This is a genomic window from Burkholderia stagnalis (genome assembly GCF_039848545.1).
Lineage (GTDB): Bacteria > Pseudomonadota > Gammaproteobacteria > Burkholderiales > Burkholderiaceae > Burkholderia > Burkholderia stagnalis.
Genome location: NZ_CP156686.1, coordinates 705398 through 731104 on the forward strand (window position 1 = coordinate 705398; position 25707 = coordinate 731104).

27 protein-coding genes are annotated in these 25707 nt (G+C 67.5%); 12 read left to right on the forward strand and 15 right to left on the reverse strand.

Annotation, left to right across the window (positions count from 1 at the left end; genetic code table 11):
• Positions 1-132 precede the first annotated feature (132 nt).
• From ABFO07_RS20055 to ABFO07_RS20065, 3 genes are all read left to right on the forward strand, one after another.
• Complete coding sequence (locus tag ABFO07_RS20055) at positions 133-780, forward strand: glutathione S-transferase family protein (RefSeq protein WP_347469458.1); 648 nt, start codon at positions 133-135, stop codon at positions 778-780.
• 167 nt (positions 781-947) lie between these two features.
• The gene (locus tag ABFO07_RS20060) at positions 948-2468 is read left to right on the forward strand and encodes a purine-cytosine permease family protein (RefSeq protein ID WP_347469459.1); all 1521 of its coding nucleotides are present in this window, start codon (positions 948-950) and stop codon (positions 2466-2468) included.
• 203 nt (positions 2469-2671) lie between these two features.
• Positions 2672-3283, forward strand: a complete 612-nt coding sequence (locus ABFO07_RS20065; RefSeq protein WP_059993047.1) for a cysteine hydrolase family protein — start codon at positions 2672-2674, stop codon at positions 3281-3283.
• 66 nt (positions 3284-3349) lie between these two features.
• On the opposite strand, the gene ABFO07_RS20070 is transcribed toward ABFO07_RS20065, so the two are convergent.
• On the reverse strand, positions 3350-3829 hold the full coding sequence (locus tag ABFO07_RS20070) for a nuclear transport factor 2 family protein (RefSeq protein ID WP_059905991.1): 480 nt from the start codon (positions 3827-3829) through the stop codon (positions 3350-3352).
• Between the two features lie 255 nt (positions 3830-4084).
• Between ABFO07_RS20070 and ABFO07_RS20075 the strand changes: the two genes are divergently transcribed.
• Complete coding sequence (locus ABFO07_RS20075; protein ID WP_060148441.1) at positions 4085-4471, forward strand: winged helix-turn-helix transcriptional regulator; 387 nt, start codon at positions 4085-4087, stop codon at positions 4469-4471.
• Between the two features lie 84 nt (positions 4472-4555).
• On the opposite strand, the gene ABFO07_RS20080 is transcribed toward ABFO07_RS20075, so the two are convergent.
• Positions 4556-4930 (reverse strand): YXWGXW repeat-containing protein, encoded by a 375-nt coding sequence (locus tag ABFO07_RS20080; protein WP_081072923.1) that lies wholly within the window; start codon positions 4928-4930, stop codon positions 4556-4558.
• Between the two features lie 571 nt (positions 4931-5501).
• Here ABFO07_RS20080 and ABFO07_RS20085 point away from each other — a divergent pair.
• Positions 5502-6623, forward strand: coding sequence for a porin (locus ABFO07_RS20085; protein WP_059562953.1), 1122 nt, complete (start codon positions 5502-5504; stop codon positions 6621-6623).
• A 212-nt stretch (positions 6624-6835) separates the two neighbouring features.
• On the opposite strand, the gene ABFO07_RS20090 is transcribed toward ABFO07_RS20085, so the two are convergent.
• Positions 6836-7234, reverse strand: a complete 399-nt coding sequence (locus ABFO07_RS20090; RefSeq protein WP_347469460.1) for a GreA/GreB family elongation factor — start codon at positions 7232-7234, stop codon at positions 6836-6838.
• A 513-nt stretch (positions 7235-7747) separates the two neighbouring features.
• Between ABFO07_RS20090 and ABFO07_RS20095 the strand changes: the two genes are divergently transcribed.
• The gene (locus ABFO07_RS20095; RefSeq protein ID WP_059562951.1) at positions 7748-8077 is read left to right on the forward strand and encodes a DUF4148 domain-containing protein; all 330 of its coding nucleotides are present in this window, start codon (positions 7748-7750) and stop codon (positions 8075-8077) included.
• A gap of 152 nt (positions 8078-8229) precedes the next feature.
• Here the strand turns inward: ABFO07_RS20095 and ABFO07_RS20100 are convergent, their stop codons facing one another.
• Positions 8230-8691 (reverse strand): CBS domain-containing protein, encoded by a 462-nt coding sequence (locus tag ABFO07_RS20100; RefSeq protein WP_059562950.1) that lies wholly within the window; start codon positions 8689-8691, stop codon positions 8230-8232.
• Positions 8692-8868: 177 nt separating this feature from the next.
• Between ABFO07_RS20100 and ribA the strand changes: the two genes are divergently transcribed.
• On the forward strand, positions 8869-9519 hold the full coding sequence (gene ribA, locus ABFO07_RS20105) for a GTP cyclohydrolase II (protein ID WP_059562949.1): 651 nt from the start codon (positions 8869-8871) through the stop codon (positions 9517-9519).
• A 136-nt stretch (positions 9520-9655) separates the two neighbouring features.
• Positions 9656-10207 carry a GNAT family N-acetyltransferase gene (locus ABFO07_RS20110; RefSeq protein WP_081064382.1) on the forward strand — a complete coding sequence of 184 codons (552 nt, stop codon included), beginning with the start codon at positions 9656-9658 and terminating at the stop codon, positions 10205-10207.
• Positions 10208-10256: 49 nt separating this feature from the next.
• On the opposite strand, the gene shc is transcribed toward ABFO07_RS20110, so the two are convergent.
• Entirely contained in the window at positions 10257-12284 is a 2028-nt protein-coding gene (gene shc / locus ABFO07_RS20115; protein ID WP_060015675.1) for a squalene--hopene cyclase, read from the reverse strand.
• A 66-nt stretch (positions 12285-12350) separates the two neighbouring features.
• Between shc and ABFO07_RS20120 the strand changes: the two genes are divergently transcribed.
• Together ABFO07_RS20120 and ABFO07_RS20125 are read left to right on the forward strand one after the other, a co-directional pair.
• A complete protein-coding gene (locus tag ABFO07_RS20120; RefSeq protein ID WP_059920886.1) occupies positions 12351-13046 on the forward strand; it encodes a TetR/AcrR family transcriptional regulator in 696 nt (231 codons plus the stop codon).
• Positions 13047-13140: 94 nt separating this feature from the next.
• Entirely contained in the window at positions 13141-13374 is a 234-nt protein-coding gene (locus tag ABFO07_RS20125; protein ID WP_230948482.1) for a hypothetical protein, read from the forward strand.
• A 187-nt stretch (positions 13375-13561) separates the two neighbouring features.
• Here ABFO07_RS20125 and ABFO07_RS20130 read toward each other — a convergent pair whose 3' ends face one another.
• The 3 genes from ABFO07_RS20130 to ABFO07_RS20140 all read right to left on the reverse strand — a co-directional run bounded on the left by ABFO07_RS20130 (position 13562) and on the right by ABFO07_RS20140 (position 15637).
• The gene (locus ABFO07_RS20130; protein WP_175038308.1) at positions 13562-14326 is read right to left on the reverse strand and encodes a hypothetical protein; all 765 of its coding nucleotides are present in this window, start codon (positions 14324-14326) and stop codon (positions 13562-13564) included.
• Between the two features lie 46 nt (positions 14327-14372).
• Positions 14373-14981 carry an acyl-homoserine-lactone synthase gene (locus ABFO07_RS20135; protein WP_060148442.1) on the reverse strand — a complete coding sequence of 203 codons (609 nt, stop codon included), beginning with the start codon at positions 14979-14981 and terminating at the stop codon, positions 14373-14375.
• Positions 14982-15193: 212 nt separating this feature from the next.
• Positions 15194-15637, reverse strand: a complete 444-nt coding sequence (locus ABFO07_RS20140; protein ID WP_059804777.1) for a DUF4902 domain-containing protein — start codon at positions 15635-15637, stop codon at positions 15194-15196.
• Positions 15638-15708: 71 nt separating this feature from the next.
• On the opposite strand from ABFO07_RS20140, the gene ABFO07_RS20145 reads away from it, so the two are divergent.
• Positions 15709-16428 (forward strand): autoinducer binding domain-containing protein, encoded by a 720-nt coding sequence (locus ABFO07_RS20145; protein ID WP_017328975.1) that lies wholly within the window; start codon positions 15709-15711, stop codon positions 16426-16428.
• A gap of 28 nt (positions 16429-16456) precedes the next feature.
• On the opposite strand, the gene ABFO07_RS20150 is transcribed toward ABFO07_RS20145, so the two are convergent.
• From ABFO07_RS20150 to ABFO07_RS20175, 6 genes are all read right to left on the reverse strand, one after another.
• The gene (locus ABFO07_RS20150) at positions 16457-17164 is read right to left on the reverse strand and encodes an MgtC/SapB family protein (RefSeq protein ID WP_059562942.1); all 708 of its coding nucleotides are present in this window, start codon (positions 17162-17164) and stop codon (positions 16457-16459) included.
• Positions 17165-17519: 355 nt separating this feature from the next.
• Positions 17520-19064, reverse strand: coding sequence for a TolC family protein (locus ABFO07_RS20155; protein WP_059957843.1), 1545 nt, complete (start codon positions 19062-19064; stop codon positions 17520-17522).
• Entirely contained in the window at positions 19051-21156 is a 2106-nt protein-coding gene (locus tag ABFO07_RS20160) for an FUSC family protein (protein WP_347469461.1), read from the reverse strand. The genes ABFO07_RS20155 and ABFO07_RS20160 overlap by 14 nt, the downstream gene beginning before the upstream one ends.
• On the reverse strand, positions 21137-22186 hold the full coding sequence (mdtN, locus tag ABFO07_RS20165) for a multidrug transporter subunit MdtN (RefSeq protein ID WP_060015686.1): 1050 nt from the start codon (positions 22184-22186) through the stop codon (positions 21137-21139). The genes ABFO07_RS20160 and mdtN overlap by 20 nt, the downstream gene beginning before the upstream one ends.
• Positions 22183-22476 (reverse strand): hypothetical protein, encoded by a 294-nt coding sequence (locus tag ABFO07_RS20170; RefSeq protein WP_347469462.1) that lies wholly within the window; start codon positions 22474-22476, stop codon positions 22183-22185. Before ABFO07_RS20170 ends, mdtN begins: the two co-directional genes overlap by 4 nt.
• 233 nt (positions 22477-22709) lie before the next feature.
• Positions 22710-23612, reverse strand: coding sequence for a LysR substrate-binding domain-containing protein (locus ABFO07_RS20175; protein WP_347469463.1), 903 nt, complete (start codon positions 23610-23612; stop codon positions 22710-22712).
• A gap of 254 nt (positions 23613-23866) precedes the next feature.
• On the opposite strand from ABFO07_RS20175, the gene ABFO07_RS20180 reads away from it, so the two are divergent.
• Positions 23867-25015, forward strand: coding sequence for a metallophosphoesterase (locus tag ABFO07_RS20180; protein WP_347469464.1), 1149 nt, complete (start codon positions 23867-23869; stop codon positions 25013-25015).
• Between the two features lie 65 nt (positions 25016-25080).
• On the opposite strand, the gene ABFO07_RS20185 is transcribed toward ABFO07_RS20180, so the two are convergent.
• The gene (locus ABFO07_RS20185; RefSeq protein ID WP_059563112.1) at positions 25081-25665 is read right to left on the reverse strand and encodes a malonic semialdehyde reductase; all 585 of its coding nucleotides are present in this window, start codon (positions 25663-25665) and stop codon (positions 25081-25083) included.
• Positions 25666-25707 lie beyond the last annotated feature (42 nt).

Below are 25707 nucleotides of genomic sequence, written 5' to 3' on the forward strand. Positions count from 1 at the left end.
ACCGAATGGCGCAGTCTGCATGTCCCTCCTTCGAGTGCTGGAATCTTGCCGGAGCCGTCGGCCCCGCATAGGATTGCAATTGCAATGATTGTAGTTGCAACAATATGCGGATGACAACGATCAAGGACCGACATGACATCGACGCACTCCCTCACGTTCTACACGGCCGACACGCCGAACGGGCACAAGGTCGCCATCTACCTGGAAGAGGCCGGGCTCGCGCACGAGCGTGTGCACGTGAACCTGTCCGCCGGCGAGCAGCGCAGCCCGGCATTCCTGGCCATCAACCCGAACGGCAAGATCCCGGCCATCGTCGATCACGATGCCGGGCTCGCCGTGTTCGAATCCGGCGCGATCCTCGGCTATCTCGCCGAGAAGACGGGGTGCCTGCATCCTGAAACGCTGGCCGAGCGAACGGCGGTCCAGCAATGGCTGCATGTCCAGATCGGCGGCATCGGCCCGATGCTCGGCCAGCTCTGGTGGTTCCTGCGTGCATCGAAGACGGTCAATGCCGAGGCGATCGAACGCTACCGGAACGAGGCGCGGCGCCTGTACGGTGTCGTGAACGGCCGCCTGGCGGAATCGGCGTATCTCGCATCGTCGCGGTATTCGATTGCCGACATCGTCGCGTTTCCGTGGCTGCGCACGTCGCATGAACTCGATCTCGACGTCAGCGAATACCCGCACGTCGAGCGCTGGCTCGCGGACATCGCGGCGCGGCCGGCCGTACAACGGGGCCTGGTCGCATGCCGCGCGCCGGCGGCCGAGCCGGCGCACTGACGGCGCGTCACCTGCCGGAAAACATTGTTCCTCGTCGTCGTAAACGTCTCGAATGCGTGATATTTGCGGCCCTCGATCTGTTTTAGAGTGGCCGCAAATATTGATGACGATGCGTCGCGCGGCCGCAGCCCCGGGCCGTGCAGACGCACCTGAGGAGCTGGAGACAAATGAGTGAAGGCAGGATTACGCAGGTCGAGTCGTTCGGTTTCGAGCGCATTCCCGATGCATCGCGCTACGCGCGGCCGATCGATCTGTTCCGGTTGCTGTTCGGCGGGTGCAACACGTTTTCCACATCGGTGCTCGGCAGCTTTCCCGTGCTGGTCGGGCTGTCGTTCAAGGCGGGCGTCTGCGCGATCCTGCTCGGCGTGCTCGCCGGCACCTGCATCCTTGCGCCGATGAGCCAGTTCGGGCCGCGCAACGGCACGAGCGACCCGGTATCGTCGGGCGCGCACTTCGGCATCCACGGCCGCATCGTCGGCTCGTTCCTCGCGCTGCTCACGTCGATCGCGTTCTTCTCGCTGGCGGTGTGGAGCTCGGGCGACGCGCTCGTCGGCGGCGCGCACAGCATGGTCGGCGTGCCCGTCAACGGCTTCACGCTCGGCGCGGCCTACATGGTGTTCGCGGTGCTCGTGCTGATCGTCTGCATCTACGGCTTCCGCTTCATGCTGTGGGTGAACAAGATCGCCGTGTGGGCCGCGAGCGTGCTGTTCGTCGCCGGGCTGTTCGCGTTCGCGGGCACGTTCGACATGAACTACGCGGGCACGCTGCAGCAAGGCAGCGCGGGCTTCTGGGCCGCGTTCATCGGCGCGGTGCTCGTCGCGCTGAGCAACCCCGTATCGTTCGCGTCGACGCTCGGCGACTGGGCGCGCTACATCCCGCGGCGCACGCCGAAGCATCGCGTGATGGGCGCCGTGTTCGCCGCGCAGGTCGCGACCTTCGTGCCGTTCTTCTTCGGCCTCGCGACTGCGACCCTCATCGCATCGCAGGCGCCCGCGTTCGTCGCATCGAACGATTACGTCGGCGGCCTGCTGGCGATTTCGCCGCGCTGGTTCCTGCTGCCGATGTGCCTGATCGCGATCATCGGCGGGATGTCGACCGGCACGACCGCGCTGTACGGCACGGGCCTCGACGTGTCGAGCATGTTCCCGCGCTTCCTGAACCGTGTGCGCGCAACGCTGCTGATCGGCACGATCGCGATCGCGTTCATCTTCATCGGCCGCTTCGCGTTCAACCTCGTCGAGAGCGTCGCGACGTTCTCGACGCTGATCTGCACGTTCAGCTGCCCGTGGATGGCGATCATGGTGATCGGCTACGTGACGCGCCGCGGGTTCTATCTCGCCGACGACCTGCAGGTGTTCAACCGCGGCCTGCGCGGCGGCCATTACTGGTTCGCGCACGGCTGGAACCTGCGCGCGATGGGCGCGTGGCTGCCGGCCGCGTTCCTCGGGCTGGCGTTCGTCAACCTGCCGGGGCAGTTCGTCGGGCCGCTCGGCCGGCTCGCGGGCGGGCTCGACCTCAGCGTGCCGGTGTCGCTGCTGGTGGGCGGCATCCTGTACCTGACGCTGCTGTCGCTGTTCCCGGAACCGGACGGCGTGTATGGCCCGGCCGGGCGGCGTTTCGTGCGCGGCGGCAAGCGCGCGGCGCACTCCGCGGGCGGCGCGCCGGCGATCCAGCCGAAAGGGTATTGAGCGCGGCGCGGGGTTGCCCGCCGCGCATCGCGCGTTGTCCGATTCGTTTGGCCCGATTCTTTCCGATGTTGTCCTGCGGGCCGCTGTCACAAATGGCCGCGCCGCCCGACACTGGCGCTTCGCGGTATTTGCCGCGAACGGCACGGCCCGGCGCACGCCGGGCGATCACGTTCCGTTCAACCTCCATCTCGAGCGCGCGACGCATGCACCATCCCACCATCCGTACCATCGCTGGCGCGAGCGCGCCGACGTCGATCCGGGCCGCCGGCACGGCACTGCTGGTCATCGACTTCCAGAACGAGTATTTCGGCGGCCGGCTGCCGATTCCGGATGGCCCGCGCGCGCTGGCCAACGCGCGACGCGTGATCGCGCTTGCGGATCGCGCGGGCATCCCGGTCTTCCACATCCAGCACGTGGCGCCCGCCGACAGCCCGATCTTCGCCGACGCGAGCGAAGGCTTCCGGTTTCACGCGGACCTGCAGCCGGCGCCGCATCACGCGGTCGTGCGGAAAACGTCCGTCAGCGTGTTTCCGACGACCGATCTCGACGTGCGCCTCAAGGCGGCCGGCATCGACACGCTGCTCGTGACCGGCCTGATGACCCATGCGTGCGTGGCCGGCGCGGCGCGCGACGCGGTGCCGCTCGGCTACGCGGTCATCGTGGTGGACGACGCGTGCGCGACGCGCGATCTCGATGCCGCGGACGGCAGCGTCGTGCAGCATGGCGTGCTGCATCGCGCGTCGCTGGCCGCGCTCGAGGACACGTTCGCCGATGTGCTGACGACCGGGCAGGTGCTGGCGCTGGAAGTCGTTTGAAGGCGCTTGTTGACTTTGTCGGGCGCGGCCGTTTGCTTCCTGGCAAAGCGCGCCCGCCACGCAGCCTCAGAACATCGTGTTCGCGTTCGCGGATTTTTCCGGCACCGGCTGGATCACGTCCCAGTGCTCGACGATCTTGCCGCCCTTCACGCGGAAGATGTCGACTATCGCTTCCCCCCGGTCGCTCGGGCGGACGGACGAGTGGACGTGCAGGTAAACGAGATCGCCGTCGGTGGCGCTGCGCACGATCCGCGCGTGTGCTTGCGGATTCGCCTTGAATGCGCCGGTGAAGTACGAGACGAATGGTTGCTTGCCGTCCGGCACGTGCGGATTGTGCTGCTTGTAGTCGTCGGCCAAGACGGTCGCGGCCTCGGCGACCTCGTGCTTGTTGAAGACGCGGTCGTAGAACGTCAGCACGAGCTGGCGGTTTGCTTCCTCGGCGGCGAGGTCGCGCGTCGCCGGCTGGCTGGCGTGCGCCGCCGCGGCGCCGGCCAGCAGGCCGACGGCGACGAGGAGGGAGCGAAGGGACGAGCGGGAGGAGGCCATGGGCGTGTTCCTTGTCTGCGGGCGCTGCCGTCGACATCGATGCGTCACGGCGGACGCGCCGAATCGACGCGCAGGTTTCCTGATGAAGCAGTCGAGGCCGCCGGCTTCGAACATGCTTCGTTGAACTGTCGAAATGAGCCCGATTCCGGGCCGCTGGAATGGTACAGTTGCCGCCCGACCGTCACAAGAAGTCACGGCGGTGTGAACAGGTCACACCGCGATGACCTGCTCATTCCCGTGAAAGACCACCCGGCGATGCCGATCTCCACCGCAGGCGATCCGATCGCGTTCGACCAGCCTTGCCCGATTCGCGACGTGCTCGACCGGATCGGCGACCAATGGAGCCTGCTTGTGCTCGAGGCGCTTGCCGATGGCACGCTGCGCTTCAACGAGCTCAGCCGCGCGATCGGCGATATTTCGAAGCAGATGCTGTCGCGCACGCTCAAGCGGCTGGAGCAGGACGGATTCATCAGCCGCACGCTGTACGCCGAAGTGCCGCCGCGCGTGGAATACGCGCTGACCGGGCTCGGCCGGTCGTTTCTCGTGCCGATGCGCGAGCTGGTCCGCTGGGCGGACGAGAACCATCGCGCGATTTGCGACGCGAGGCGTCAGGCGCGGGAGCGCGACGGCAACGTGAGTTAGTGTCGAAGTGCGGGGGCATCGCCCGATCGAAGGCGTTGCCCCGCGTCGTGCCGGTCGTGACGTGACTACCGCTGCGCACGGCGGCTAGCGCCAATACCCGTCGACGTACACCCACACCGGCCCTTGACGTCGCCAATAGCCGGGAATCCAGCGATGGCCGGGGCGGCGCGCGAGCCAGCGGCCGGGGATCCATACATATTGTCCACGCTGCCAGCGCCAGTAGCCGTCCGTCCATATATAGCCGTGCGGCCGTGGCGGCGGCGGGCGGCGGTCATGGCGGATCGGCGGCGGCGCGGCGCCCGGGCGGTCGTCATACGGCGGGCCGCCGGGCACGCGATGCGGGCCGGACGGCCGGTAGACGGGTGGAGCGGGCTGGGCCGAGGCGGCGCGGAGCCAGGCGCCCGTACCCATGAAGGCGGCGGTCAATCCGATGGTGCGCAATAACGAGCGTCGATTCATGGCGTGTCCTGTTCTGCTGTCCGGGATGACGTACGTTATCCTGCTCGCCCTTGGGCGGGGTTACGCGGCCCGTTAAGGCTGTTACGGCATGTCACGGCCCGCCGCTTGTAGTGATGACGTGGAAAGAGGGTTGACGGCCATTCTTCGGATGTTTGGCACCGGCACCGTCCGTTTTCGCTGCGAGCAACCCAATATTTGAGACAAAATGCGGTAACAATTACCGAATCCAGGTGGTTTGCGCGATTCCGCCTGTTGTTTCTATGCAACCGTCAAGACGGTGACACGAAAGAATGATGGGATGAAGGTCGCCAAAAAGAGGTCGTCAAGAAGCCAAAAAGAAGCTTCAAAACAAATACTTATGACTCATCCCCGATTTCATTATTTCTAGTTCTGGAAAAGCTTATTTCTTTATTTGCGAATGGCGGGCCTAGGGTACACCCCTAAACTCACGGTTCCCAAACGGGCAACTATCCGGGTGCAGCCAGCAGGACCGATGGCGCTTCCGGACGGTTGCAGACCGTTTATGAACAAGGTCGCGAGACCTGCCTCTTTTTAGAAGGGAGCTCCACGAATGAACAAGACTCTGATCGTTGCAGCAGCTGCAGCATCGTTCGCAACCGTCGCTCACGCGCAAAGCAGCGTCACGCTGTACGGCGTGCTGGACGCAGGCATCACCTACACGAGCAACGTCCAGCCGGCACTGGGCCAAGCTGGCAAGTCGCGTTGGGCGATGGGTTCGGGCATTGACCAGAGCCGTTTCGGCCTGCGTGGCTCGGAAGACCTGGGTGGCGGCCTGAAGGCAATCTTCACGTTGGAAAGCGGCTTCAACATCGGTAACGGCAAGTTCTCGAACAACAACGGCATGTTCAACCGCCAAGCGTTTGTCGGTCTGTCGAGCCAATACGGCACCGTTACGCTGGGTAAGCAGTATGACGCAGTTCAAGACTACCTGGCTCCGCTGACCGCAACGGGCTCGTGGGGCGGCACGTACTTCGCGCACCCGCTGAACCTTGACCGTCTGAGCACGACCGGCGATGTCGCAGCGAACAACACGATCAAGTTCACGAGCGCGAACTACGCTGGCCTGCAATTCGGCGGCACGTACTCGTTCTCGAACAACACGAACTTCGGCAACAACCGTGCATACAGCGCGGGTGCTGCATACCAGTTCCAAGGTCTGAAGCTGGCTGCTGCATACTCGCAAGCGAACCTGGGTGACGGTACGAACGCAAACGGCGCGACGTCGTCGGCAATCGGTGGCATCGCTAGCCAAGGCCGCGTCCGCACGTACGGTGCTGCTGCTGGTTACGCATTCGGTCCGGCACAAGTCGGCGCTGCATGGACGCAAGCGCGTCTCGACAACAATGCAGTCGGTCTGAGCACGCTGCGCACTGACAACTATGAAGTCAACGCAAAGTACAACCTGACGCCGGCTCTCGGCCTGGGCGCTGCTTACACGTACACGAACGCGAAGATCAACAACAGCAGCACGCACTGGAACCAGTTCGGCCTGCAAGCTGACTACTCGCTGTCGAAGCGCACGGACGTCTACGCACAAGCTGTGTATCAGCGTGCAGCGAAGAACGGTATTGGCGCATCGATCTACAACGGCGAAGGCATCAGCAGCAACAACCTGCCGAGCTCGTCGATCAACCAAACCGCAGCAACGGTTGGTCTGCGTCACCGCTTCTAAGCGTGACGGCTGGGAAACCAGCTTTGCAGCTCTGAAAAAGGCGCCTTCGGGCGCCTTTTTTTTTCGTCTGGACGATCCAGCCGCTGGGATCGAGCGCCGATCCTGGATGTTTCCGGTGGCGGCAGCACAAAAAAAAGCGAGGCCCGAAATTCGGGGCCTCGCTTTTTTTGTGCTCGGCGGCGCGCTTGGTGCAACCGCCGTCCAGCACCACGTCAGCGCGTGTATTCGCCGTTGGCTTCCGGCTGGAACACGATCTCCGCGACCTTCATCAGCTTTTCCACGCCGCTCGGCTGCATCACCTTCACGAGCTGGCCGCGCTGCGTGCCCAGCAGCGCCATGCCGACCGGCGAAAACACGTTCAGGCGCCCTTGTTCGAGATTGGCGGCATCCGGATAAACGATCGTCCAGGTCGTCCGCTCCTGGTTCGTTTCGTCGAGCAGCGTGATCTGCGAGTTCATCGTGACGACGTTGGCCTTGATGGCGTCGGGCTGGACGATATCGGCCCGCTCCAGCAACGCGTCCAGCATGGCCTGGAAGCGCGGGTTGTGTTCGGCATGCTTCTTGAGGCGTGCAACGTCGAGTTCGGTCAGCTGATAAAGGCGTTGTTTCATGGCAGTTCTCCAATTGATCGGCAGGGCAGGCGAGGCTTACCTACGTGGATCGCCCGGAGCCTGTCTGACTTGGCTCCGGGAGGAGACTGGGTGGTCAGATCAAGCGCCGGGCAGGGGCGAGCGGAGCCTGGGCCGCGCGTCGAGCGAGAGGGTGAGCCGGGTTGCCGGCGAGCGCGCGCACGCCGTCCGGGCAGGACGTCGAAATAGCGGAAAACGTGAACGCGCGCATGATGGGGGGGAATCGTCAGTCAAATAAACCTTACGATTCTACAACATCCTGGCGTGTGATGTGCATCGGCATGTCAGAAATTCGTCAGCAATTGTTGTCGAAATGACGCAAGTGAACGCGTTCTGATCTCACGGGGACCTACGATTTTTGTCAAAAACGCAACGCAGTATGTTCAAACTAAGGGTTTCCCCTTGGTCTGGCGGAGACTAGACTGCTTTCAATCGCTTCAGACAAACCTGCCGGAAGCGACGTGAAAACAGAACACATTTCGGAGGTAAGTCATCATGAAGTCGATCATCTACGCAGCGATTGCCGCTTCCGTTCTTGCCACCCCGCTTGCATCGTTCGCGCAATCGGAGCAAGGGCTGACCCGCGACCAGGTCAAAGCCGAGCTCGTCCAGCTCGAGCAGAACGGCTACAAGCCGCACGCCAGCGATTCGCAGTACCCGGCCGACATCCAGGCTGCCGAGCAGCGCATCCAGCCGAGCCAGCCGATGCTGGCGCACGCGGACACGAGCGGCTACGGTGCCGTGGCCGCCGGCGCGGCGCAATCGGGCGGCCGCCGCATGACGGAAGCGCCGAATCCCGTGAATTCGGTCTACTTCGGCAACTAAGCATCCCGGGTCTGCCCGCACGCATCCGACATCGACGAGCCGCGCGCCACAGGCGCGCCGCTCGCAAGCAGGCGCAGAACCTCCGTCGCCGCATTCCGGCGGCTTTCAGCCCAGACGCTCGCGCGTTTGGGCCTTTTTTGCTGGGAGCGCCGTCAGACGGACGTGACGGCCGGGGTTCCGTGGATGTAGTGCTCGAGCTGGCTGATCGTGAACTGCTGGTCGGCAATCACGCTCTTGACGAGGTCGCCGATCGAGATGAGGCCGACCAGCTTGCCGTCGTCGAGGACGGGCAGGTGGCGCATCCGGTGCTCGGTCATCAGCGCCATGCATTCGTCGCTGGACTGCGACGGTTCGACGTAGCGCACCTTGGAGGTCATGATCTCCTCGACGCGCGTCGCCTTCGAAGAGCGATCCTGCAGCACGATCTTGCGCGCGTAATCGCGCTCGGTAACGATGCCGGCGATGTCGTCACCGTCCACGACCAGCAGCGCGCCGATGCCCTTTTCGGCCATCAGCTTGATGGCGTCGTAGACGAGATCGGTCTTCGTGACGGTGTAGATAGTGCGGCCCGAATCCGGCTTGGCCTTGAGAATTTGCGCGACGGTCGTGCTCATACGCTTTCTCCGAGTGCTGGACAATGCAGGGAAGGCTGGGCGTGATGCGGGTCACCCGACGGGTTCAGTATAGCCGGGTGCGTGGCAGCAGGCGCGTGACAGATTGCAGATTAGCGGTAAACTTCCGTCACGCGCCATCCAGAAAATTCCTACATACCTGATCGTTTGACTGACTTCATGATGTCTTCGCGTTCCCAATCGCCCAAGCCGGGCAATGGCCAGGCCGACGAGTGCGTGACGCTCGTGGCTACCGCGTCGCTGCCCACGCGTTACGGCACGTTCACGTCGTATGCCTTCCGTGTGACGGGCAGCGATGCCGAACACCTCGCACTTGTGATGGGCGATGTCGCCGGCGAGCAGTCCGTGCTGACGCGGCTGCATTCCGAATGCCTGACCGGCGACGTGTTCGGTTCGTATCGCTGCGATTGCGGCGAGCAGCTCGACCTCGCGTTGCGCTATATCGCCGCGGAAGACCGCGGCGTACTGCTTTACCTGCGTGGCCATGAAGGGCGCGGGATCGGCCTGAGCAACAAGATTCGCGCGTATGCGCTGCAGGAGCAGGGGCGGGACACGGTCGAGGCGAACCTCGATCTCGGCCTGCCCGACGACGCCCGCGAATACGATTCCGCCGCCGCGATCCTGCGCATCCTCGGCGTGACGTCGGTGCGCCTGATGAGCAACAATCCGAAGAAATTCGACACCCTCGTGAAGCACGGCATTCCCGTGTGCGAACGGGTGGCGCTGGCGGTGCCGGTGCGCGAGGAAAACGAACGCTATATCCGCACCAAGCAGACGAAGTTCGGGCATTACTTCGAGGAAAACGAGTGACGCGTGTCGATGCGCGTGCATCGAAGCCCGTCCGCCGGCCTCAGCCATGGCGCATCGGCAGGATGATTGCGCGCGCAGCGTTCTGTTGCCGGCGGTGCGGCGGACGACCCGACCCGGGTGACGGATGAGCGCTGCAATGAAGATCGTGACGGAGCGCCTGACGCTGCGCCGCTGGCGGCTGGACGATGCCGCGTCGTTTGCGGCGCTGCATGCCGATGCAGAGATGACGGCGTGGCTCGCGCGCGGCCCGATGACGGCGGCCGAGGCCCACAGCGATATCGAGCGGTTCGACGCGCATTTCGACGAGCACGGTTTTGGCCCGTGGGCGGTCGAGCGCCGCGTCGACCGCGCATTGATCGGCCTCTGCGGGCTGCGTCAGGTGAGCGGCGTCGAGCATCCGATGGCGCCTTGCGTGGAAATCGCGTGGCGGCAAGCGCATGCCGCGTGGGGGCAGGGGTATATGGCCGAAGCGGCGTCGGCGGCGCTTGCCGACGGGTTCCAGCGGATCGGGCTGGCCGAGGTCTTCGCGTGGACCGCCGACAGCAATCTCCGCTCGCAGCGTGTGATGCAGCGTATCGGCATGCAGCCGCAACCCGTGCGGGACTTCGATCATCCGGCGCTTGCGGCGGGGCATCCGTTGCGCCGGCATGTGGTGTACGTCGCCCGGCGGCGTACGACGTCAGGCTGAGCGGCCGGCGAGCCGCTCACCGAGGCCACGCGGCAGCGCCGCGCACCGCTCACGCCACCGCTTGATCGGCGATCGCGTTCGCCGTGCCGGGATCGCGCGCGGGCGGCGCGGACTGCGCGCCGGCGAGGCGCCGATAGCGCGCCAGCGCCCACAGCGGGAAATACGCGGTGTAGCCGTGATACTTCAGGTAGAAGATGCGCGGAAAACCCGGGGCGTTGTGCGAGCGATGCCACCAGAAGCCGTCGTCCTGCTGGACCGACAGCAGGTACGCGATGCCTCGGCGCACGGAATCGGATTGCCAGTCGCCGAACGCCATTTGCGCAAGCAGCGCCCACGCGGTGTAGTTCGACGTGCTCTCGCCGTAGTTGGTCCCGCCGAGGCGCGGATCGGCGTAGCTGTCGTTCGTCTCGCCCCAGCCGCCGTCCGCGTGCTGCTGCGCACGAAGCCAGTCGAGCGCACGCACGATGTACGGCTGCGACTTGTCCTCGCCCGACAGCGCGAGGCCGGCGAGCACGCTCCACGTGCCGTACAGATAGTTCGTGCCCCAGCGGCCCCACCAGCTTCCGTCCGGTTGCTGCGTACGCTTCACGTACTCGATGCAGCGGGCGCGCGCCGCCTTGTCTTCCTCGCGCCGCGTGACGCCGAAACATAGCAGCACGCGGCCCGACACATCCTCGGTCGGCGGGTCGAGCAGCGCGCCATGGTCGGCGAACGGGATCGCATTGAGATACATGCGATCGCAATCCGCATCGAACGCGCCGAAGCCGCCGTTGCGCGACTGCAGCCCGCGCATCCAGTCGAGCGCGCGCGAGACGCGTTCCGCGTACGGATCCTTGCCCGATACACGCGCTTGCGCGCGACCTCGGCGATCGAGCATCGCCGTGACGACCGCGGTGTCGTCGATATCCGGATAGTGCGGATTCGCGTACTGAAACGCCCAGCCGCCCGGTGGCGTGCCGCGTCGTGCGTTCTCGCGCCAGTCGCCCTCCAGGTCGTTCACCTGGCGCGTTGCCAGCCAGTCGTATGCACGCGCGATGCGCGCATCGAGTTCGCGATCGGGAACCTGGGCATCCTGCGTCGCGCCGCGCGCCTGCTCGAGCGCCATCGTGCTCCAGGCTGTGTCCCATACCGGCGAGAGGCAGGGCTGGCAATACATGCTGCCGTCCGCGCGTGTGACCAGCAGCTTCTCCAGCGCGTTTTCGCAATCACGCCGCAGCGGATGGTCTTCCGGGTAGCCGAGGACTTCCATCATCTGATAGCTGTACACGATCGGCGGAAAGATCCCGCCCAGCCCGTCTTCGCCGTTCATGCGCTCCGCGCACCATGCTTCGGCGTGCCGGATCGCGCGTTGCCGCAGGCGCTTCGGCAGCAGGGGCTCGACGTGCCGGACGACGCGGTCCATCGCCAGAAAGAGCTTGCGCATCCCGGTGGCGGGCGGGAAGTAGCGACGCTCCTCGTCGGGCGGCGTGACGAACAGTTCGCGGATCGACACGTTGCGCGGATTGCGCGCGCGCGCCTTGAGCGAGCACAGCACCAGCAGTGGCACCATCGTCGTGCGCGCCCAGTAGGCGACCTTGTACATCGAGATCGGCACCCACTTCGGAAACAGTACGAACTCGATCGGCATGAACGGCGCTGCGCGCCACGGCACCTGGCCGAACGTCGCGAGCAGGATGCGGGTGAACACGTTCGAGCGGGCCGCGCCACCGAGCTTCAGGATGGTTTCCCGCGCCCGCACCATGTGCGGCGCATGCTCGGAATCGCCCGCCGCCTTCAGCGCGAAGTACGCCTTCACGCTGCACGAGATGTCCGGCGCCCCATCCACGTACAGATCCCACGCGCCATGCGAGTCGAGCCGCTGGATCGCGCGCAGGTAGCGCGCCATCTGCGCCTGCCGGACCTCGTCGATCTTGTCCATGAAATGCATCATCAGGATGTATTCCGCGGTGATCGTCGCGTCGGATTCGAGTTCGAAACACCAGCTGCCGTCGGGCTGCTGAAGATGGGCGAGGGCGTCGCGCCCGCGGACGATCGCCGCGTCGAGCGCGGCGGAGGAGAAAACGGGGATCGGATTCATGCGCGAAATAATACCATCCAGATGGAATGTTTGAGTGGAAGCTGGAGGCGGTGATAAGATCCGCGCATGAACAGACATGTCGACATGGCGCCGTACGGCGCGCCCGCGCAGACCGATTCTGCCGGGGCCGCCGGCGCGCCCGCAGCAGAGCAGGCCGCAGCCCCCACACTCGCCGCGACGGTAGCGCTCGCCGGCGTGCGGCGCAAGAAGGCGCCCGAGCAGGTGCGGGCGCGGCTTCTCGTCGCCGCATCGGAGATCGTGACGGAGCATGGCGTGCAGGCGCTGACGCTGGAGGCCGTGGCCAAGCGCGCCAACGTGACGAAAGGGGCGCTGCAATATCACTTCGAGAACAAGCAGGGTTTGCTCGATGCGCTTTTCGAGCAGACGACGACGCGGTTCGGCGCGCAGATGGACGCGCGGATCGCTGCCGATCCGCAGCCTGCCGGCGCCGCCGCACGCGCATACGTGCACACGACGCTCGACGAGACGAACCCCGCGGCCAGCATCGATCTGCTGCGCGCCCTCGTGGCATCGATGGTGAGCGAGCCGCGCACGCGCGCACGCTGGGCCGTGCCGCTGCGCGAATGGACGCGCCCCGATCCGGTGCCGCTCGAGCAGGCGGCGACGCTGATGATCTGCCGGCTTGCGGCCGACGGGCTGTGGTTTGCGAATATTCTCGGTTTCCAGGACGACATGCCGGACGACCTGCGCGTGGAAATCGTGCGTCAACTCGAGCGCCTGACACGCGTGGGTGCCGCGTGAACGGCCGAGCGTTGGGCGTGAAAGTTTGAACGATCGTCAGCCGGATCTTCGGCGACCCGTCACTGGGCCATACCGTCAGTCGCGATGGGCGGCCGTGCTGGAATACGTGTTCGGGCTCGTTGCCAAGGGGACGATGGTGCTGGCCGTGCTGATCATGGTGGCCATATCGATCATCACGGGCGACGCGGGTGGAACAGGCTCAATGCCGTGGCCGAGGACGAGAAAAGGTCGGTGGCGTTTGCTGCTTGTGCCGGCGCTATCGGTCGCGATCGTCGCCGCCACGCTCTACTTCATGAAGCGAGGCGGTGGGCATCTCGCTGGCAGCTAGCCGGATCGACTGCGTATCGGGGCCGACGCAGGCAATAAAAAAGCCCGCTGCTTGAGCGGGCCGAATCCATGTTGGAGACATGGAGGAGACAGGTGCAAATTTAAGGGAAAACCCTAGCGATGGCAAGAGCCCGTTGTATTTCTGCAACTTGCTGGGCCTGTCACCATCGCTTCACGGTGCCGGGCGTTCAAGCGCCCCTGCGCGCCCGATGCTCGCCGAACCGCTCCTGGGCGATCGGCAGCGCGAACTTGTCGCGCATTTCCGTTTCGATCCAGGCGCACGCTTCACGCGCGCAGTCGTTCAGCTCATGCCGGGAGGCATGCCCGTCGATGTCGTAGACGAAGCGCACGCCGACTTCGTCGTCGGCGAGTTGCCGCTCGAGCTGGTTGAGGTGCAATTGCGGCGTATGCCGTTGTGCGAGCGCGCGCAGTTCGTCGAAGTGATATTCGAGCCAGTCGGCCAGGAACAGCGCGTCGCTGCGGCAAGGCAGGCGGAACGCCGCGCGGCGCGACAGGCGCGCGCCGTCGGTCGACGCCATGGCGGGGTTGCGCGACGTGCCGGCCGGCGCGGCTGCCGGATCGGAAACGGGCGCGAGCGGGTGCTGGATATGCCGGTACGGCTCCCGGTCGCGCAGCGCATGCCACAACAGTTCGTCGCTGGCCGCACCCGACGGCTGCATCGTCAGGTCGTGGTGGCCGTCGCCGGCCGCGGCGACTTCGCGGATCACGAGGCGCAGCGAGCAGAGCGGCTCGTCCCCGGCCAGCAGCGTGGCCGCGCGCGGCAGCCCGCAGACGAGCGGAGCAGGGCCCGCGGCACGGAACACCAGCCCGCGGCGGTCGAGCCGGACCAGCGGCAGCGGCTCGGGGAACGACGGATACGCGACGGCGATGCGCGCGCCGTCGGCACTCGTCAATGCCGGCATCATCGAGCGAAAGACCGTTGAATGGTCCACGTTGACTCTCCTTCGAATACTGTGCCGCCCGAGCGAAGGGATGCGCTCAGGCGGCGATGGCTTGCCCGGTGCCGGACCCCGGGGTGACTCCAAGCGCTGCAAACGTTTGTGGATCGATATCGATCCAGCAGGCGACGACCATCCGACCGTCGATCATCTTCGGCGGGCCGGCGCGGTGCGCATGCACGCCGATGCGGCGGAACAGGCGCTCCATGCTGGCGAACGTCACGCCGATCAGCCGCTGCGCGCCGAGCTGCGCCGCGCACTCGACCACCGCCGCCAGCATCGGCCGCACCGCCCAGGCCGCGTTTTCCGCGGTGCCTTCGTCGCCGGTTGCCGCGAAGCGCGACAGCTCCCACACTGCGGCCGATTGCGGCAGCGGCATGTCCTCGGCGATCAGGTCCGCGAACAACGACTTCAGCAGGTACGGGCGCGTGGTCGGCAGCAGACGCGCGCAGCCGCACATCTCGCCGTGGCCGTTCCGCGCGAATACGTATACGGTATCGTCGCGATCGAACTGGTCGCGCTCGAAGCACTCGTTCGCCGACGGGAGCGACCACCCGAGCTGTTCGACGAACACTCGATGCCGGTAACGCCCGATATCCGCCGCGAGTTCGTGTGGTAACCGCCCTTCTTCGTGAACGAAGGTCCGCATGGTGTCCTCGGATGTTTGCTTGGTATGCACGCATTACAGCGCGCGTCCCGAGGGGGCGGTAACTGGTAACTCTTACAGGGTGGCCGGTGAAAATAACCGGCGTGGGCGTGGTAACGGTTTCTTGATCGCCGGGATTGAAAACTGGCGCGGATTTGCTTATAAAGAGCGCCAACGCTGCTGAATCATCGGATGAATGCGCGGCTGGCCGGTTGTCACTGGAGCGTCGGCCCGGCATGATAGGCGTCGCGATGCGCGAACACGGCGAACGCGACGGCCGTCGGCCAGTCGAGGCGGGCGAGGCGGGCCACGAGCGCGGCGGCGGTGCGGAACATGCCGATGTCGGCGCCGCTGGCGTCGGTGGCCATGACATTGCTGCGGACGTCGCCGCCGGCGATCACGAACGTGCCTGACGCACGTTCGAGATACCAGTCCCAGCCGAGCGTGACGTAGGCGATGCCGGGGCGGGCGGGGCGTTGCCACTCGGTGTAGCCGGCCAGGCGGGCGTCGATCGCGCTGCTGCGCAGCTCGACCAGCAGCGACGCATCGATGCCGCTGGAAACATGGTCGAGCGCAAGCTCGGCCAGTGCGCTTTCGGACAGGCGCACGTAGCCGTCCGGAGACGGGCCGTGGAAGGGGTACAGCAAAGGTGAGGTCATGCGCGGAATGTATCAGCCCCACCTGGGGCTGAAACCTGATAAGTATGACAGCGTGACGTGTCGGAGAACGAATGGAACTGCGCTGGCAGGATGCCTACCAACAATTCAGCGCCGCTGAAGACGAGCACCAGCTCTTTCAGCGGATTGCCGCGTATTCGAAGCGCCTGGGCTTCGAGTACTGCTGTTATGGGATCCGGGTGCCGCTGCCGGTGTCGAAGCCGACCGTCGCGATCTTCGACACCTACCCGGACGGCTGGATGGCCCATTACCAGGCGAACAACTACATCGAGATCGACTCGACGGTCCGCGACGGCGCGCTCAGCACCAACATGATCGTGTGGCCGGACGTCGACAAGATCGGGCCGTCGCCGTTGTGGCAGGACGCGCGCGACTACGGCCTGTCGGTCGGTGTCGCGCAGTCGAGCTGGGCGGCGCGCGGAGCGTTCGGCCTGCTGAGCATCGCGCGCCACGCCGATCCGCTCACGCCCGCCGAAATCAACATGCTGACGCTGCAGACCAACTGGCTCGCGAACCTGTCGCATTCGCTGATGAGCCGCTTCATGGTGGCGAAGCTGTCGCCCGAAGCGAGCGTCGCGCTGACCGCGCGCGAGCGCGAAGTGCTGTGCTGGACCGCCGAGGGCAAGACGGCGTGCGAGATCGGCCAGATCCTCAGCATCTCCGAACGAACGGTCAACTTCCACGTGAACAACGTCCTCGAGAAGCTCGGCGCGACCAACAAGGTGCAGGCGGTCGTCAAGGCGATCTCGGCCGGGCTCATCGATACGCCGTAACGCGCGGCGCGCCCGGCTCGCGCGCCGCTCACTCCATCAGCGGTTCCGCTTCCTTCGCGGTCCAGCTCACGCTGGAAATACTCTTCTCCATGCTGATCCGGCTGGCGATCTGCTCGAGCTTCGGCTGGTCTTTCGGATGCAGCTTCAGCGTCGCGGTGACCTTCAGCCGGTTGGGCTGATCGGGCACGTCCTCGCTCGTCAGGCTCTGGAACGACAACGGTTTCGCATACATCGAATTCGACAGCAGCGTGCGGATGTGCACCTCGTCCGCCTCGAGGCAGATCACGGTGATCTGGTACTCGCGCACGAGGTCGGCATTCGACACGGGCGTCGCGTTGATTGCCTGGCTGACGCCGCGCAGCACCGTGTTGGTGAGCAGCACGACACCGGTGCCGGCCAGCGCGGGCACGTAATGGCCGGAGCCCGACAGCACGCCGACGGCGGCCGAACACCACAGCGTGGCGGCCGTGTTGATGCCCTGGATCGAGCCCTTGTCGCGCATGATCACGCCGCCGCCGAGGAAGCCGACGCCGGACACGACATACGCGGCGATCTGCGTGACGCCCGCGACGCCGTTGCCGGTGAGCACGCCGAGCGTCACGAACAGGCAGGCCCCGCTCGCGACCAGCGTGATCGTGCGTAGCCCCGCGGTGCGCTGGCGCATCTGGCGTTCAAGGCCGATCGCGACGCCGCAGGCGAACGCGGTAAAAAGTCGAAGTGCGAAATCGAAAGTCATGAGTTGTCCTGCCGTACGGGGCGCGCATGCGGGCTCGCATCGTGCCGGCGTCGAAACGGGCGGCAATGCGGCAGCCGTCATCGCCCGGTACTCTACCCGGCGAATGCGTCATGCAATGTGAAACGGAGCGAAGCGGCGTGCTGACTCGCGGGAACGCGAGCCGGGGCAGGAGAACTGCGGCGGGCAGGCGTTCAGGCGGCGAGAAGCGCACGCAATGTGCTGCAACTGTCCACGTTGATTCCTGAAAGTTGAATGGGCGGCATTCTAGTGGGCGGCGCACGGGTGCGTCAACTCATGGGGTTCATTCGCACCGTTCGTTCGCGCCGCGGGTGGCGGGCCGCCGCCCGCACCCGCGTCACTGCGCCGCGCCGATCGTGCCGGTTGCGAGCGCCAGCGCGGCGGCGGCCGACAGCGCGCCGCAGTAGCTGTCGACATCCGCGTTGCGGGCCGCGAGCAGCTGGCTCTGCGCGAGCGTCGCGTCGGTCACCGAGCCGACGCCATTGCGGTACGCGGTCAGCGCCGCGTCGTAGCTCGTCTGCGCGGCATCGACGAGGGCCTTGGCGGCCTCGTTCGACGCGAGGCTCGTCTGCAGCGCGTTCTGCGCGGCGACGACTTGCCGCACCGCTTCCTCCTTCGTGCGCGTGAGCCGCGCCGAGGCGCTCTCGGCATCGTTGCGCGCCTGCATCAGCACCGCCGAGCGCAGGCCGCCGTCGTACAGCGGGATCGTCACGCCGACGAACACGCCGCCGCCGTAGCGGCTGCCGTTCAGGTTGACGGTCGGCGCCTGCTGGCCGATCGCCGGCAGCGCGGTGATCGCCGTGCGGCCGCTGCTGTATGACGTCGACGCGGACATGAACACCTTCGGCATGAACTCCGCCTCGGCCGCCTTCACCTTCGCGCGATCGGCCTTTTCGAGCGCATACGCGCTTTGCAGATCGGGGCGCCGCGCGATCGCATCCGCGACGATCGCGTCGACCGACGTGCGCAGCGCCGGCGGCAGCGGCCGCGCGGGCAGCGCCGCGATCGTCGGCTTCGACAGCGGCGAAATGCCGAGCGCCGACACGAGGCCGAGGTAACCGTCGCTCTCCGCGCCGCGCGCTTCGACGAGCGCGAGGTTGGCCTGCGCGCGGTTCTGCGTCGCCTGCGCGGCCTCGACGACGGTGCCGACGCCCTGCTTGAGCCGGGCGCGCGCAGCCGCGACGATCGCGTCGGCGTTGGCGAGGCTCTGCTCGGCGCTGCGTGCGCGCGAGCGCGATGCTTCGTACCGGTAGTACGCCACCGTCACGTCGTGGATCACCTGCTGGTGGACGGCCGTGAACGCGACGTTCGACACGATCGACGCCTGCTCGGCCGCTTCGACGCGCGCCGCCCGGCCGCCGAAATCGAACAGCAGCCACTGCAGCGACAGCGCCGAGATCGTGCCGCGCACGCTCGTGTCGGTGGACGCGCTGCCGAGCTGCGTCGACGTCGAACCGTGGCCGGCCTGGTAGCCGCCCATCGCCGTCGCGGACAAATGCGGCAGGTAGGCGGTCTTCGCGATGCCGACCGCGAGCGCCGCGTTGCGCGCGTCGTTCCATGCGATACGCGTCAGCGGGTTCGTCGATTCGGCGAGGTCGATCAGTTCCGGCAGCGTGTACGCATGCGCGGGATCGAGTGCGGCCGGCGGCGGCACCGCGGCGAGCGCGGGGTTGGCGGGCAGCGTGTAGTCGTGGCCGGCGGCATTTGCCGATACCTTCGCTGCGCCCGGCACGATCTCGCCGGAGGGCGCGGTTTGCGGCTGCCACGGATGGTCCGACGCCTGCGGCGCCAATTCGAGCGACGAGGTCGCGCAGCCGGCCAGCGCGGCGGCGGCCGCGACGGCGACGATGAGCGGGGCGGCCGGCGATTCAGGTCGGCGCATGACGGGCGGGCTCCTTCGGTGAGGCTTGACGGGCGGCGTCGGCGATGCGCGCGAGCCTCGTGTCGATCAGGTTGAGCAAAGCGTCGCGCGCGGGGTCGGCAACGGTCGGCGAGGGTGCGGGCGGCAGGGTGTCGGCGCCCGCGCCGCTGTCGCCCGACCCGGCGTCGTGCGACACGCGCGCGAGCCGCTCGCCGATCGCGGCGTCGCCCGGCGTGCGCTCGGCGAGCAGGAACAGCGGCGCTTCGAGCGCATCGAGTTCCGCGAGCGTGCGCCGCCGCGTGGCGACCCACGCCGGCGCGGGCCGCACCCACGACGGTTCGTAATGGATCAGGCCGAGATCTTGCGCGATCGCGCGATGGCGCGCGAACGCGTCGGCTGCCTTCGCGCGCCGCTCGGCCGGCTGCGCGACCTGCGCGAGCCGCCGCCACTGGTCGAGCAGCGCGGCCAGCGCCGCGTCGACCTGCTTGCCGATGCTGACCGGCCACACGCGCGTGAACACGAGATACACGACGACGTTGCCGAGCAGGATGCCGATCGTGCGATCGCGCGCGAGCGTCAGGTCGAAGCTGGGGCTCGCGCCCTGCAGCACGCACAGGAAGAACGCGAACGCGATCTGGAAGCCGGCGTACGCGATGCGCGGCGACCCGAACGCGACCCACGCGGCGATCGACGCGCCGGCGAACGTGAGCGCCATCAGCTGGCCGATCGACGACAGCGACGGCACGACGAACACGATCGCGGCGGTGCCGATCAGTGCACCGGCGATGCACCCGGCGATCCGCAACGTGAGTTTCTCGACCGTCTCGGCCGTCGTGCCGAGCGACACCATGTAGCACGTGATGAAACACGTATGGATGCCTGACCAGTCGAGCTGCAGGTACAGCAGATAGCAGAACATCGCGGCGGCGGTGGTCTTCAGCGCGTAGCGGATGTGATCGGGGTTGGTGCGCGCGTCCGGCAGGAAGAAGCCGCCGCGCGGCGCGGCGGGGGATGGCGAGGCGGGCGGCGAAGCGGGCGGCACGGCGGGCGGCACGGCGGGCGGCGCGGCGGATGTGGCCGGTGCGGCCGGTGAGGCCGGTGAGGCCGGTGAGGCCGGTGCGGCACGGGCCGGGTCGGCGGGTTCCGCGAAATGCATGATCGCGTCGCGCAGGTCGGCCGCGGCGACGCGCGCGAGCGGCGGCAGCGCATCGTCCGGCGGCAGCGCGAGCGCGATGTCGACCGGATAGCCGCCTTGCTCGAGCATGCCGGCCATCTCGTCGAGCGTGGCCGCGACGGGCATGGCAAACGCGTCCGGCAGCCGCGCGCCGGGTTCGCGCGTCGCGAGCGCGGCCGCGACGAGAATCGCGGTGCTCGATGCGATTGCCTGCCGCAGCGCGACGACGTCGGCCGCCGACGACGAGCCTTCGAGCTTCGACAGCTTGAGCCAGGTCAGGAGCTGCTGGTCGCCTTCGCGCAGGCTTGCGTCGAACGCGGCGCGCGTGGCGTCGTCGTCGCCGCCGCGCAGGCGCTGCGCGGCGAGCCGCAGCCGCTGCGCGAGCCGCGCGCACGCGAGCCGGCGCGGCGACGGCGCGATCAGGATATTGACGACGATCGCGACGCCGACCGGGATCGCGACCATCAGCCACGCATACATCAGCCCGCGCGTCGCGGCCTCGCCGAACGGCACGAGGCCGAGCTGGTCGAGCCCGAAGCCGACGATCATCGCGAGAATCGCGCCGACCGGGCGCAGCTTGCTGGCCGACGTCAGGTAGAGCAGCCCGATCGACAGCACGACCATGCACGCGACGCGCAGGATCGAATAGTCGACGCTGAACATCGCGACGCCGAGCACGAGCCCGATCACGATCGTCACGAGCAGCAGCATCGCGACGGCCAGCACGACGCTCGTCACGCGGTCCGGCCGGATCAGGAAGAACACGACGTACGCGGAAATCGCGGCTTCGGGCGTGCCGTACGCGCTCGTGATGAGCACGGTCAGCGTGCAGATCAGCGCGACGCGCGCGACCATCGCGGCGCGGCCCGGAAACGGCGCGAGCAGGCGCAGGATCTCGCGCGGGCCCGGCGCGACGACGTCAGCGGCAGGCCGAACCATGCCGCACCTCGACGATCGCACTCGCGCCGACGCGCACGAGCCTGGCGTCGGGCTCGTCGAGTTTCACGCGCACCGGGAAGCGTTGCGCGACGCGCACCCAGTTCACCGAGCGCTGGACGAGCGGCAGCGAGCGCGGCAGGTTCACGCGGTCGGTATCCGCGATGCCGGCGCCGATCCCGACCACCTTGCCGGCCAGCGGCCGGCCGCGGTCGATCATCGAATAGACGGTCGCGCAGTCGCCGACGGCGATCTGCTCGAGCGACGTCTCGCGGAAGTTGCCGACCGCGAACCATTCGCTCGCGTCGATCAGCGTGAAGATCGACTGGTTCGGCGCGACCGTCTCGCCCGCGAGGATCGACAGGCCCGTCACGAGCCCGTCGTGCGGCGCGCGCACGACGGTGTCGTCGAGCGCATGCTGCGCGCGGGCGAGCGCGGCTTCGCGCGCATGCAGCGTGGCGATCGCGTCGGCGTCGTCGCCGATCGTCTGCGCGGACGATCGCTGCTGTTCCTGCGCCTGGGCCAGCGACACGGCCGCGTCGCGCTGAGCGACCTGCGCCTGGTCGAATGCCTGCGCGCTCACGTAGCCTTGCGCGGCGAGCGGCGCGAGCCGCTTCACGTTGCGCGTCGCGAGATCGTAGTTGTGCGACGCGCGCTTCACCTGTTCGGCGGCGACCGACGCGCCCGACCGTTCGCCGATCAGCGTCCTGCGCCGCGTGTCGAGCGACGCGCGGGCGAGCTCGAGATCGGCCTGCGCCTGCGCGACGGTCAGCCGGTACGGCACCGGATCGATCTCGTACAGCAGCGCGCCTTTCGCGACGCGCTGGTTCTCGTGCACCGCGAGCCGCACGATCCGCCCGCCGACGGGCGACGCGACGTGCACGACGTCCGCGTCGATCGTCGCGTCGTCGGTCGACGGATAGGCGCTCGTGCGGAGATACGCATAGGCAAGGGCGGCGACGCCGAGCGCGACGATCGCGAGCGCGATCGCGCGGCCCTTGACGGAGGGGCGGGAGAGGCCGGCGAGCTTCATGCGAAGGGCCCCGTGCCGGTGAGCCAGACGAGCACGGCGATCACGAGCCCGATCGCGGTGCAGACGGCAAGTTGATAAGGCACCGTGGCCGCCCAGCCGGTCGCGACGAACACGCGGTGCGCGACGATCGCGCCGATCACGCCGATCACGGCGCTCGCGAGCCACAGCGGGAAATAGGCGCCGAACAGCACGTAGGAGGGCGCGCCGCGCGATGCGCAGCCTGCGAGCGGCAGGGCGGGCGCCACGGCGGCGGCGACGCGCACGGGCGCGCGCGACGTTGTTTTTATCATGGTGTGACGGGCTCGACGGATGAGGGTGGGGCCGGGCGCGGCGCGATGCGGCCGCCGCGCTTGCGTGACGGTGCCGATGATAAATCACGGCGACGCCGGCGGCCAGCCGGCGCACGGCCGGCGTGCCCGGTCATGCGTAGGGTCGCTAAGGATCGAAAGGAACCGTCGACGAAAGAATCGGCGCGCGACGCGCGCATTGCGTGGCGAACGGGCGCGAATCGGTACGAACGCGGTCAGTCCTGCCGGCCGAGCCCGTCCTCGACGAGCAGGTCGACGAGCTTGCGCGCGAACAGCGGCAGCGCGTCGAGATCCGCGACGCAGATCTGCAGCCGGCGTTCGGCCCAGTCGTCGTCGAGCCGGATGATGCGCAGCGCCATCGTCTTCGCGTGCCGGCGCGCGGTGCCTTCGGGCAGCACGCCGACGCCGACGTTCGCCTCGATCATCCGGCACGCGGTCTCGAAGTTGCTGACCTGGATGCGCCAGCGCAGCGTGCGCTGCACGTCCGCGGCCGCGCGCTTCAGGAAGTTCTGGATCGCGCTCGCTTCCGGCAGCCCGATGAAGTCGTAGCCGAGCGTGTCGACGAACGGCGTGGACTTCAGGCTCGCGAGCGGATGGCCGGGCGCGACCGCGAGCACGAGCCGGTCGCGCCGGTACGGCATCGCCTGCAGCCCTTCGGTGCGCACGTTGCCGGCGACGATGCCGATGTCGACGACGCCTTCCTGCACCGCGCGCACGATGTCCGGGCTCAGCCGCTCCTGCATGTCGACGGTCACGTCCGGATGGTCGACGAGGTAGCTGCGCAGCACCGCGGGCAGGAACTCGCTCATCGCGGTGGTGTTCGCGAACACGCGCACGTGCCCCTTCACGCCGGACGCATATTCCTGCAGGTCGCCGCTCAGCTGCTCGAGCTGCCGCAGCACGCGGCGCGCATGCGCGAGCAGCGTCTCGCCGGGCGGCGTGACCTTCATGCCCTGGCTCGTGCGGCTCAGCAGCTTCACGCCGACCTGTTCCTCGAGATTCTTGATGCGCATGCTGGCCGCGGGCACCGACAGGTGCGCGCGTTCCGCGCCGCGCGTCAGGTTGCTCGCCTCGGCGATGTGCGTGAAGAGATTGAGGTCGACCAGATCGAAGCGCATGGCGGTGTGGGCGGATGAATGCGCCGATTATCGCGCGAAGCCGCGAAACGGCGCGCGGACGCCACTACGGGTCATGCCGGATGGAAGCGCGTGGCATGGCGCGACGGCAGGTGCGTCCGGGCCCGCCGCCGTCGCGTTCGGCGCGATATGTGTACCATCGTGCGTACGGTGCGGGGCACGCGGCACGGGGCGCAACGTCCCGCTTCGACGCGCGCCCCGCTGGCTTGTGTCGCAACGTGGTGGGTGAGCGCTCCATGCGAAGTTTCTTTGTCCGGTTCATTGCGATCGGCGTGTCGTTTCATCTGTACGTCGGGATGCGGATCATTCCCGACGCATTCGCGTCGACCGGCGCGCGCGTCGTCGCGGCGCTGGTGCTGGCCAGCTTCTGCGTGCTGATTCCGCTCGGGATGTTCTCGCGGCGCTTCGACGAGGGCTGGGCGGCGACCGCGTTCGGCTGGGCGGGCGCGATCGCGATGGGGTTCTTTTCGTCGCTGCTTGCGCTGACGTTCCTGCGCGAGTTCGTGCTGCTCGGCGTGGCCGCATGGCGGGCGCTGGTGCAGGCCGGCGCGTGGAGCGGGGCGGCGGCGGACAGCGCGCTGGCCGTGCTGGCCGGCGCGCTGCTGATCACCGCGATCGGCTTCGCGGGCGCGCGGCGCACCGCGGCCGTGAAGCGCGTGTCGATTCCGGTGGCAGGCCTGCCCGCCGCGCTCGACGGGCTGACGATCGTGCAGCTGTCCGACATCCACGTCGGGCCCACGATCAAGCGCCCGTACGTCGAGCGCATCGTCGGCGCGGTCAACGCGCTCGATGCGGACATCGTGGCCGTGACGGGCGACGTGGTCGACGGGTCCGTCGAACGGCTGCGCGAGCATACGGCGCCGCTCGGCCGCATGAAATCCCGCTATGGCAGCTTTTTCGTCACGGGCAACCACGAGTACTACGCGGGCGCGCATGCATGGATCGCGGAATTCCGCCGCATCGGGCTGACGGTGCTGCTGAACGAGCACGTCGTCGTGGAGCACGGCGGCGCGCGCGCGGTGGTTGCGGGCGTCACCGACTTCACGGCCGGCGCGTTCGACCCGGCGCACCGGAGCGACCCGGCGCGCGCGCTCGCGGGCGCGCCGCGCGACGTCGGCACGCGGATCCTGCTCGCGCACCAGCCGAGGAGCGCGGAGCAGGCCAGCAAGGCCGGGTTCTCGGTGCAGATCTCGGGCCATACGCACGGCGGGCAGTTCCTGCCCTGGCCGCCGTTCGTGCGCTTGCAGCAGCCGTTCATCGCGGGGCTGCGGAAGTTCGACGATCTGTGGGTCTACACGAGCCGCGGCACCGGGTACTGGGGGCCGCCGAACCGCTTCGGCGTGCCGTCCGAGATCACGCTGATCCGGCTGACGCGGGGCGCGTAGGCGGCAGCGGAAGGGGGCGGCGCGGCCGCCCGTGCGGGCGTGCGCAGCGTGCCCCCGCATGACTGTTACGCGATGCGCGCGATGTCGTCGAAGTCGAAGCGCGGGCCGCGCGGGTGCAGGCCGGCCGGGTCGCCGTAGCCGAGATTGACGAGGAAGTTGCTCTTCACCGTGGTGCCGGCGAAGAACGCGGCGTCGACCGCCGCATTGTCGAAGCCGGACATCGGGCCGGCGTCGAGGCCGAGCGCGCGGGCCGCCATGATCAGGTATGCGCCTTGCAGCGACGAATTGCGGAACGCGGTGGCCTGGATCAGCGCGTCGTTGCCGGCGAACCAGCTGCGCGCGTCCGCGTGCGGGAACAGCCGCGGCAGGTGGTCGTAGAACGCCATGTCCATGCCGACGATCACCGTGACGGGCGCGGCCAGCGTCTTTGCGAGATTGCCTTCGGACAGCGCCGGCTTCAGGCGCGCCTTCGCTTCCGGCGACTTCACGAACACGAAGCGCGCGGGGCTCGAATTCGCCGACGTCGGGCCGAATTTCGCCAGGTCGATCAGGCGGTGGAGCAGCGCGTCGTCGACCGGTTTGTCCTGCCAGGCGTTGTGCGTGCGCGCGGTGAGGAACAGCTGGTCGAGGGCGGAATCGGAAAGCGTCATGATGAGTACGGTAAAGAAGCGCGGCCGGGTCGCGCCGGCCGC

Excerpts from the sequence above, each read along its gene's own strand:
- ABFO07_RS20055 (WP_347469458.1), top strand. The coding sequence starts at position 133 with ATGACATCGACGCACTCCCTCACGTTCTACACGGCCGACACGCCGAAC.
- ABFO07_RS20060 (WP_347469459.1), top strand. The coding sequence starts at position 948 with ATGAGTGAAGGCAGGATTACGCAGGTCGAGTCGTTCGGTTTCGAGCGC.
- ABFO07_RS20065 (WP_059993047.1), top strand. The coding sequence starts at position 2,672 with ATGCACCATCCCACCATCCGTACCATCGCTGGCGCGAGCGCGCCGACG.
- ABFO07_RS20070 (WP_059905991.1), bottom strand. The coding sequence starts at position 3,829 with ATGGCCTCCTCCCGCTCGTCCCTTCGCTCCCTCCTCGTCGCCGTCGGC.
- ABFO07_RS20075 (WP_060148441.1), top strand. The coding sequence starts at position 4,085 with ATGCCGATCTCCACCGCAGGCGATCCGATCGCGTTCGACCAGCCTTGC.
- ABFO07_RS20080 (WP_081072923.1), bottom strand. The coding sequence starts at position 4,930 with ATGAATCGACGCTCGTTATTGCGCACCATCGGATTGACCGCCGCCTTC.
- ABFO07_RS20085 (WP_059562953.1), top strand. The coding sequence starts at position 5,502 with ATGAACAAGACTCTGATCGTTGCAGCAGCTGCAGCATCGTTCGCAACC.
- ABFO07_RS20090 (WP_347469460.1), bottom strand. The coding sequence starts at position 7,234 with ATGAAACAACGCCTTTATCAGCTGACCGAACTCGACGTTGCACGCCTC.
- ABFO07_RS20095 (WP_059562951.1), top strand. The coding sequence starts at position 7,748 with ATGAAGTCGATCATCTACGCAGCGATTGCCGCTTCCGTTCTTGCCACC.
- ABFO07_RS20100 (WP_059562950.1), bottom strand. The coding sequence starts at position 8,691 with ATGAGCACGACCGTCGCGCAAATTCTCAAGGCCAAGCCGGATTCGGGC.
- ribA (WP_059562949.1), top strand. The coding sequence starts at position 8,869 with ATGATGTCTTCGCGTTCCCAATCGCCCAAGCCGGGCAATGGCCAGGCC.
- ABFO07_RS20110 (WP_081064382.1), top strand. The coding sequence starts at position 9,656 with ATGAAGATCGTGACGGAGCGCCTGACGCTGCGCCGCTGGCGGCTGGAC.
- shc (WP_060015675.1), bottom strand. The coding sequence starts at position 12,284 with ATGAATCCGATCCCCGTTTTCTCCTCCGCCGCGCTCGACGCGGCGATC.
- ABFO07_RS20120 (WP_059920886.1), top strand. The coding sequence starts at position 12,351 with ATGAACAGACATGTCGACATGGCGCCGTACGGCGCGCCCGCGCAGACC.
- ABFO07_RS20135 (WP_060148442.1), bottom strand. The coding sequence starts at position 14,981 with ATGCGGACCTTCGTTCACGAAGAAGGGCGGTTACCACACGAACTCGCG.
- ABFO07_RS20140 (WP_059804777.1), bottom strand. The coding sequence starts at position 15,637 with ATGACCTCACCTTTGCTGTACCCCTTCCACGGCCCGTCTCCGGACGGC.
- ABFO07_RS20145 (WP_017328975.1), top strand. The coding sequence starts at position 15,709 with ATGGAACTGCGCTGGCAGGATGCCTACCAACAATTCAGCGCCGCTGAA.
- ABFO07_RS20150 (WP_059562942.1), bottom strand. The coding sequence starts at position 17,164 with ATGACTTTCGATTTCGCACTTCGACTTTTTACCGCGTTCGCCTGCGGC.
- ABFO07_RS20155 (WP_059957843.1), bottom strand. The coding sequence starts at position 19,064 with ATGCGCCGACCTGAATCGCCGGCCGCCCCGCTCATCGTCGCCGTCGCG.
- ABFO07_RS20160 (WP_347469461.1), bottom strand. The coding sequence starts at position 21,156 with ATGGTTCGGCCTGCCGCTGACGTCGTCGCGCCGGGCCCGCGCGAGATC.
- mdtN (WP_060015686.1), bottom strand. The coding sequence starts at position 22,186 with ATGAAGCTCGCCGGCCTCTCCCGCCCCTCCGTCAAGGGCCGCGCGATC.
- ABFO07_RS20170 (WP_347469462.1), bottom strand. The coding sequence starts at position 22,476 with ATGATAAAAACAACGTCGCGCGCGCCCGTGCGCGTCGCCGCCGCCGTG.
- ABFO07_RS20175 (WP_347469463.1), bottom strand. The coding sequence starts at position 23,612 with ATGCGCTTCGATCTGGTCGACCTCAATCTCTTCACGCACATCGCCGAG.
- ABFO07_RS20180 (WP_347469464.1), top strand. The coding sequence starts at position 23,867 with ATGCGAAGTTTCTTTGTCCGGTTCATTGCGATCGGCGTGTCGTTTCAT.
- ABFO07_RS20185 (WP_059563112.1), bottom strand. The coding sequence starts at position 25,665 with ATGACGCTTTCCGATTCCGCCCTCGACCAGCTGTTCCTCACCGCGCGC.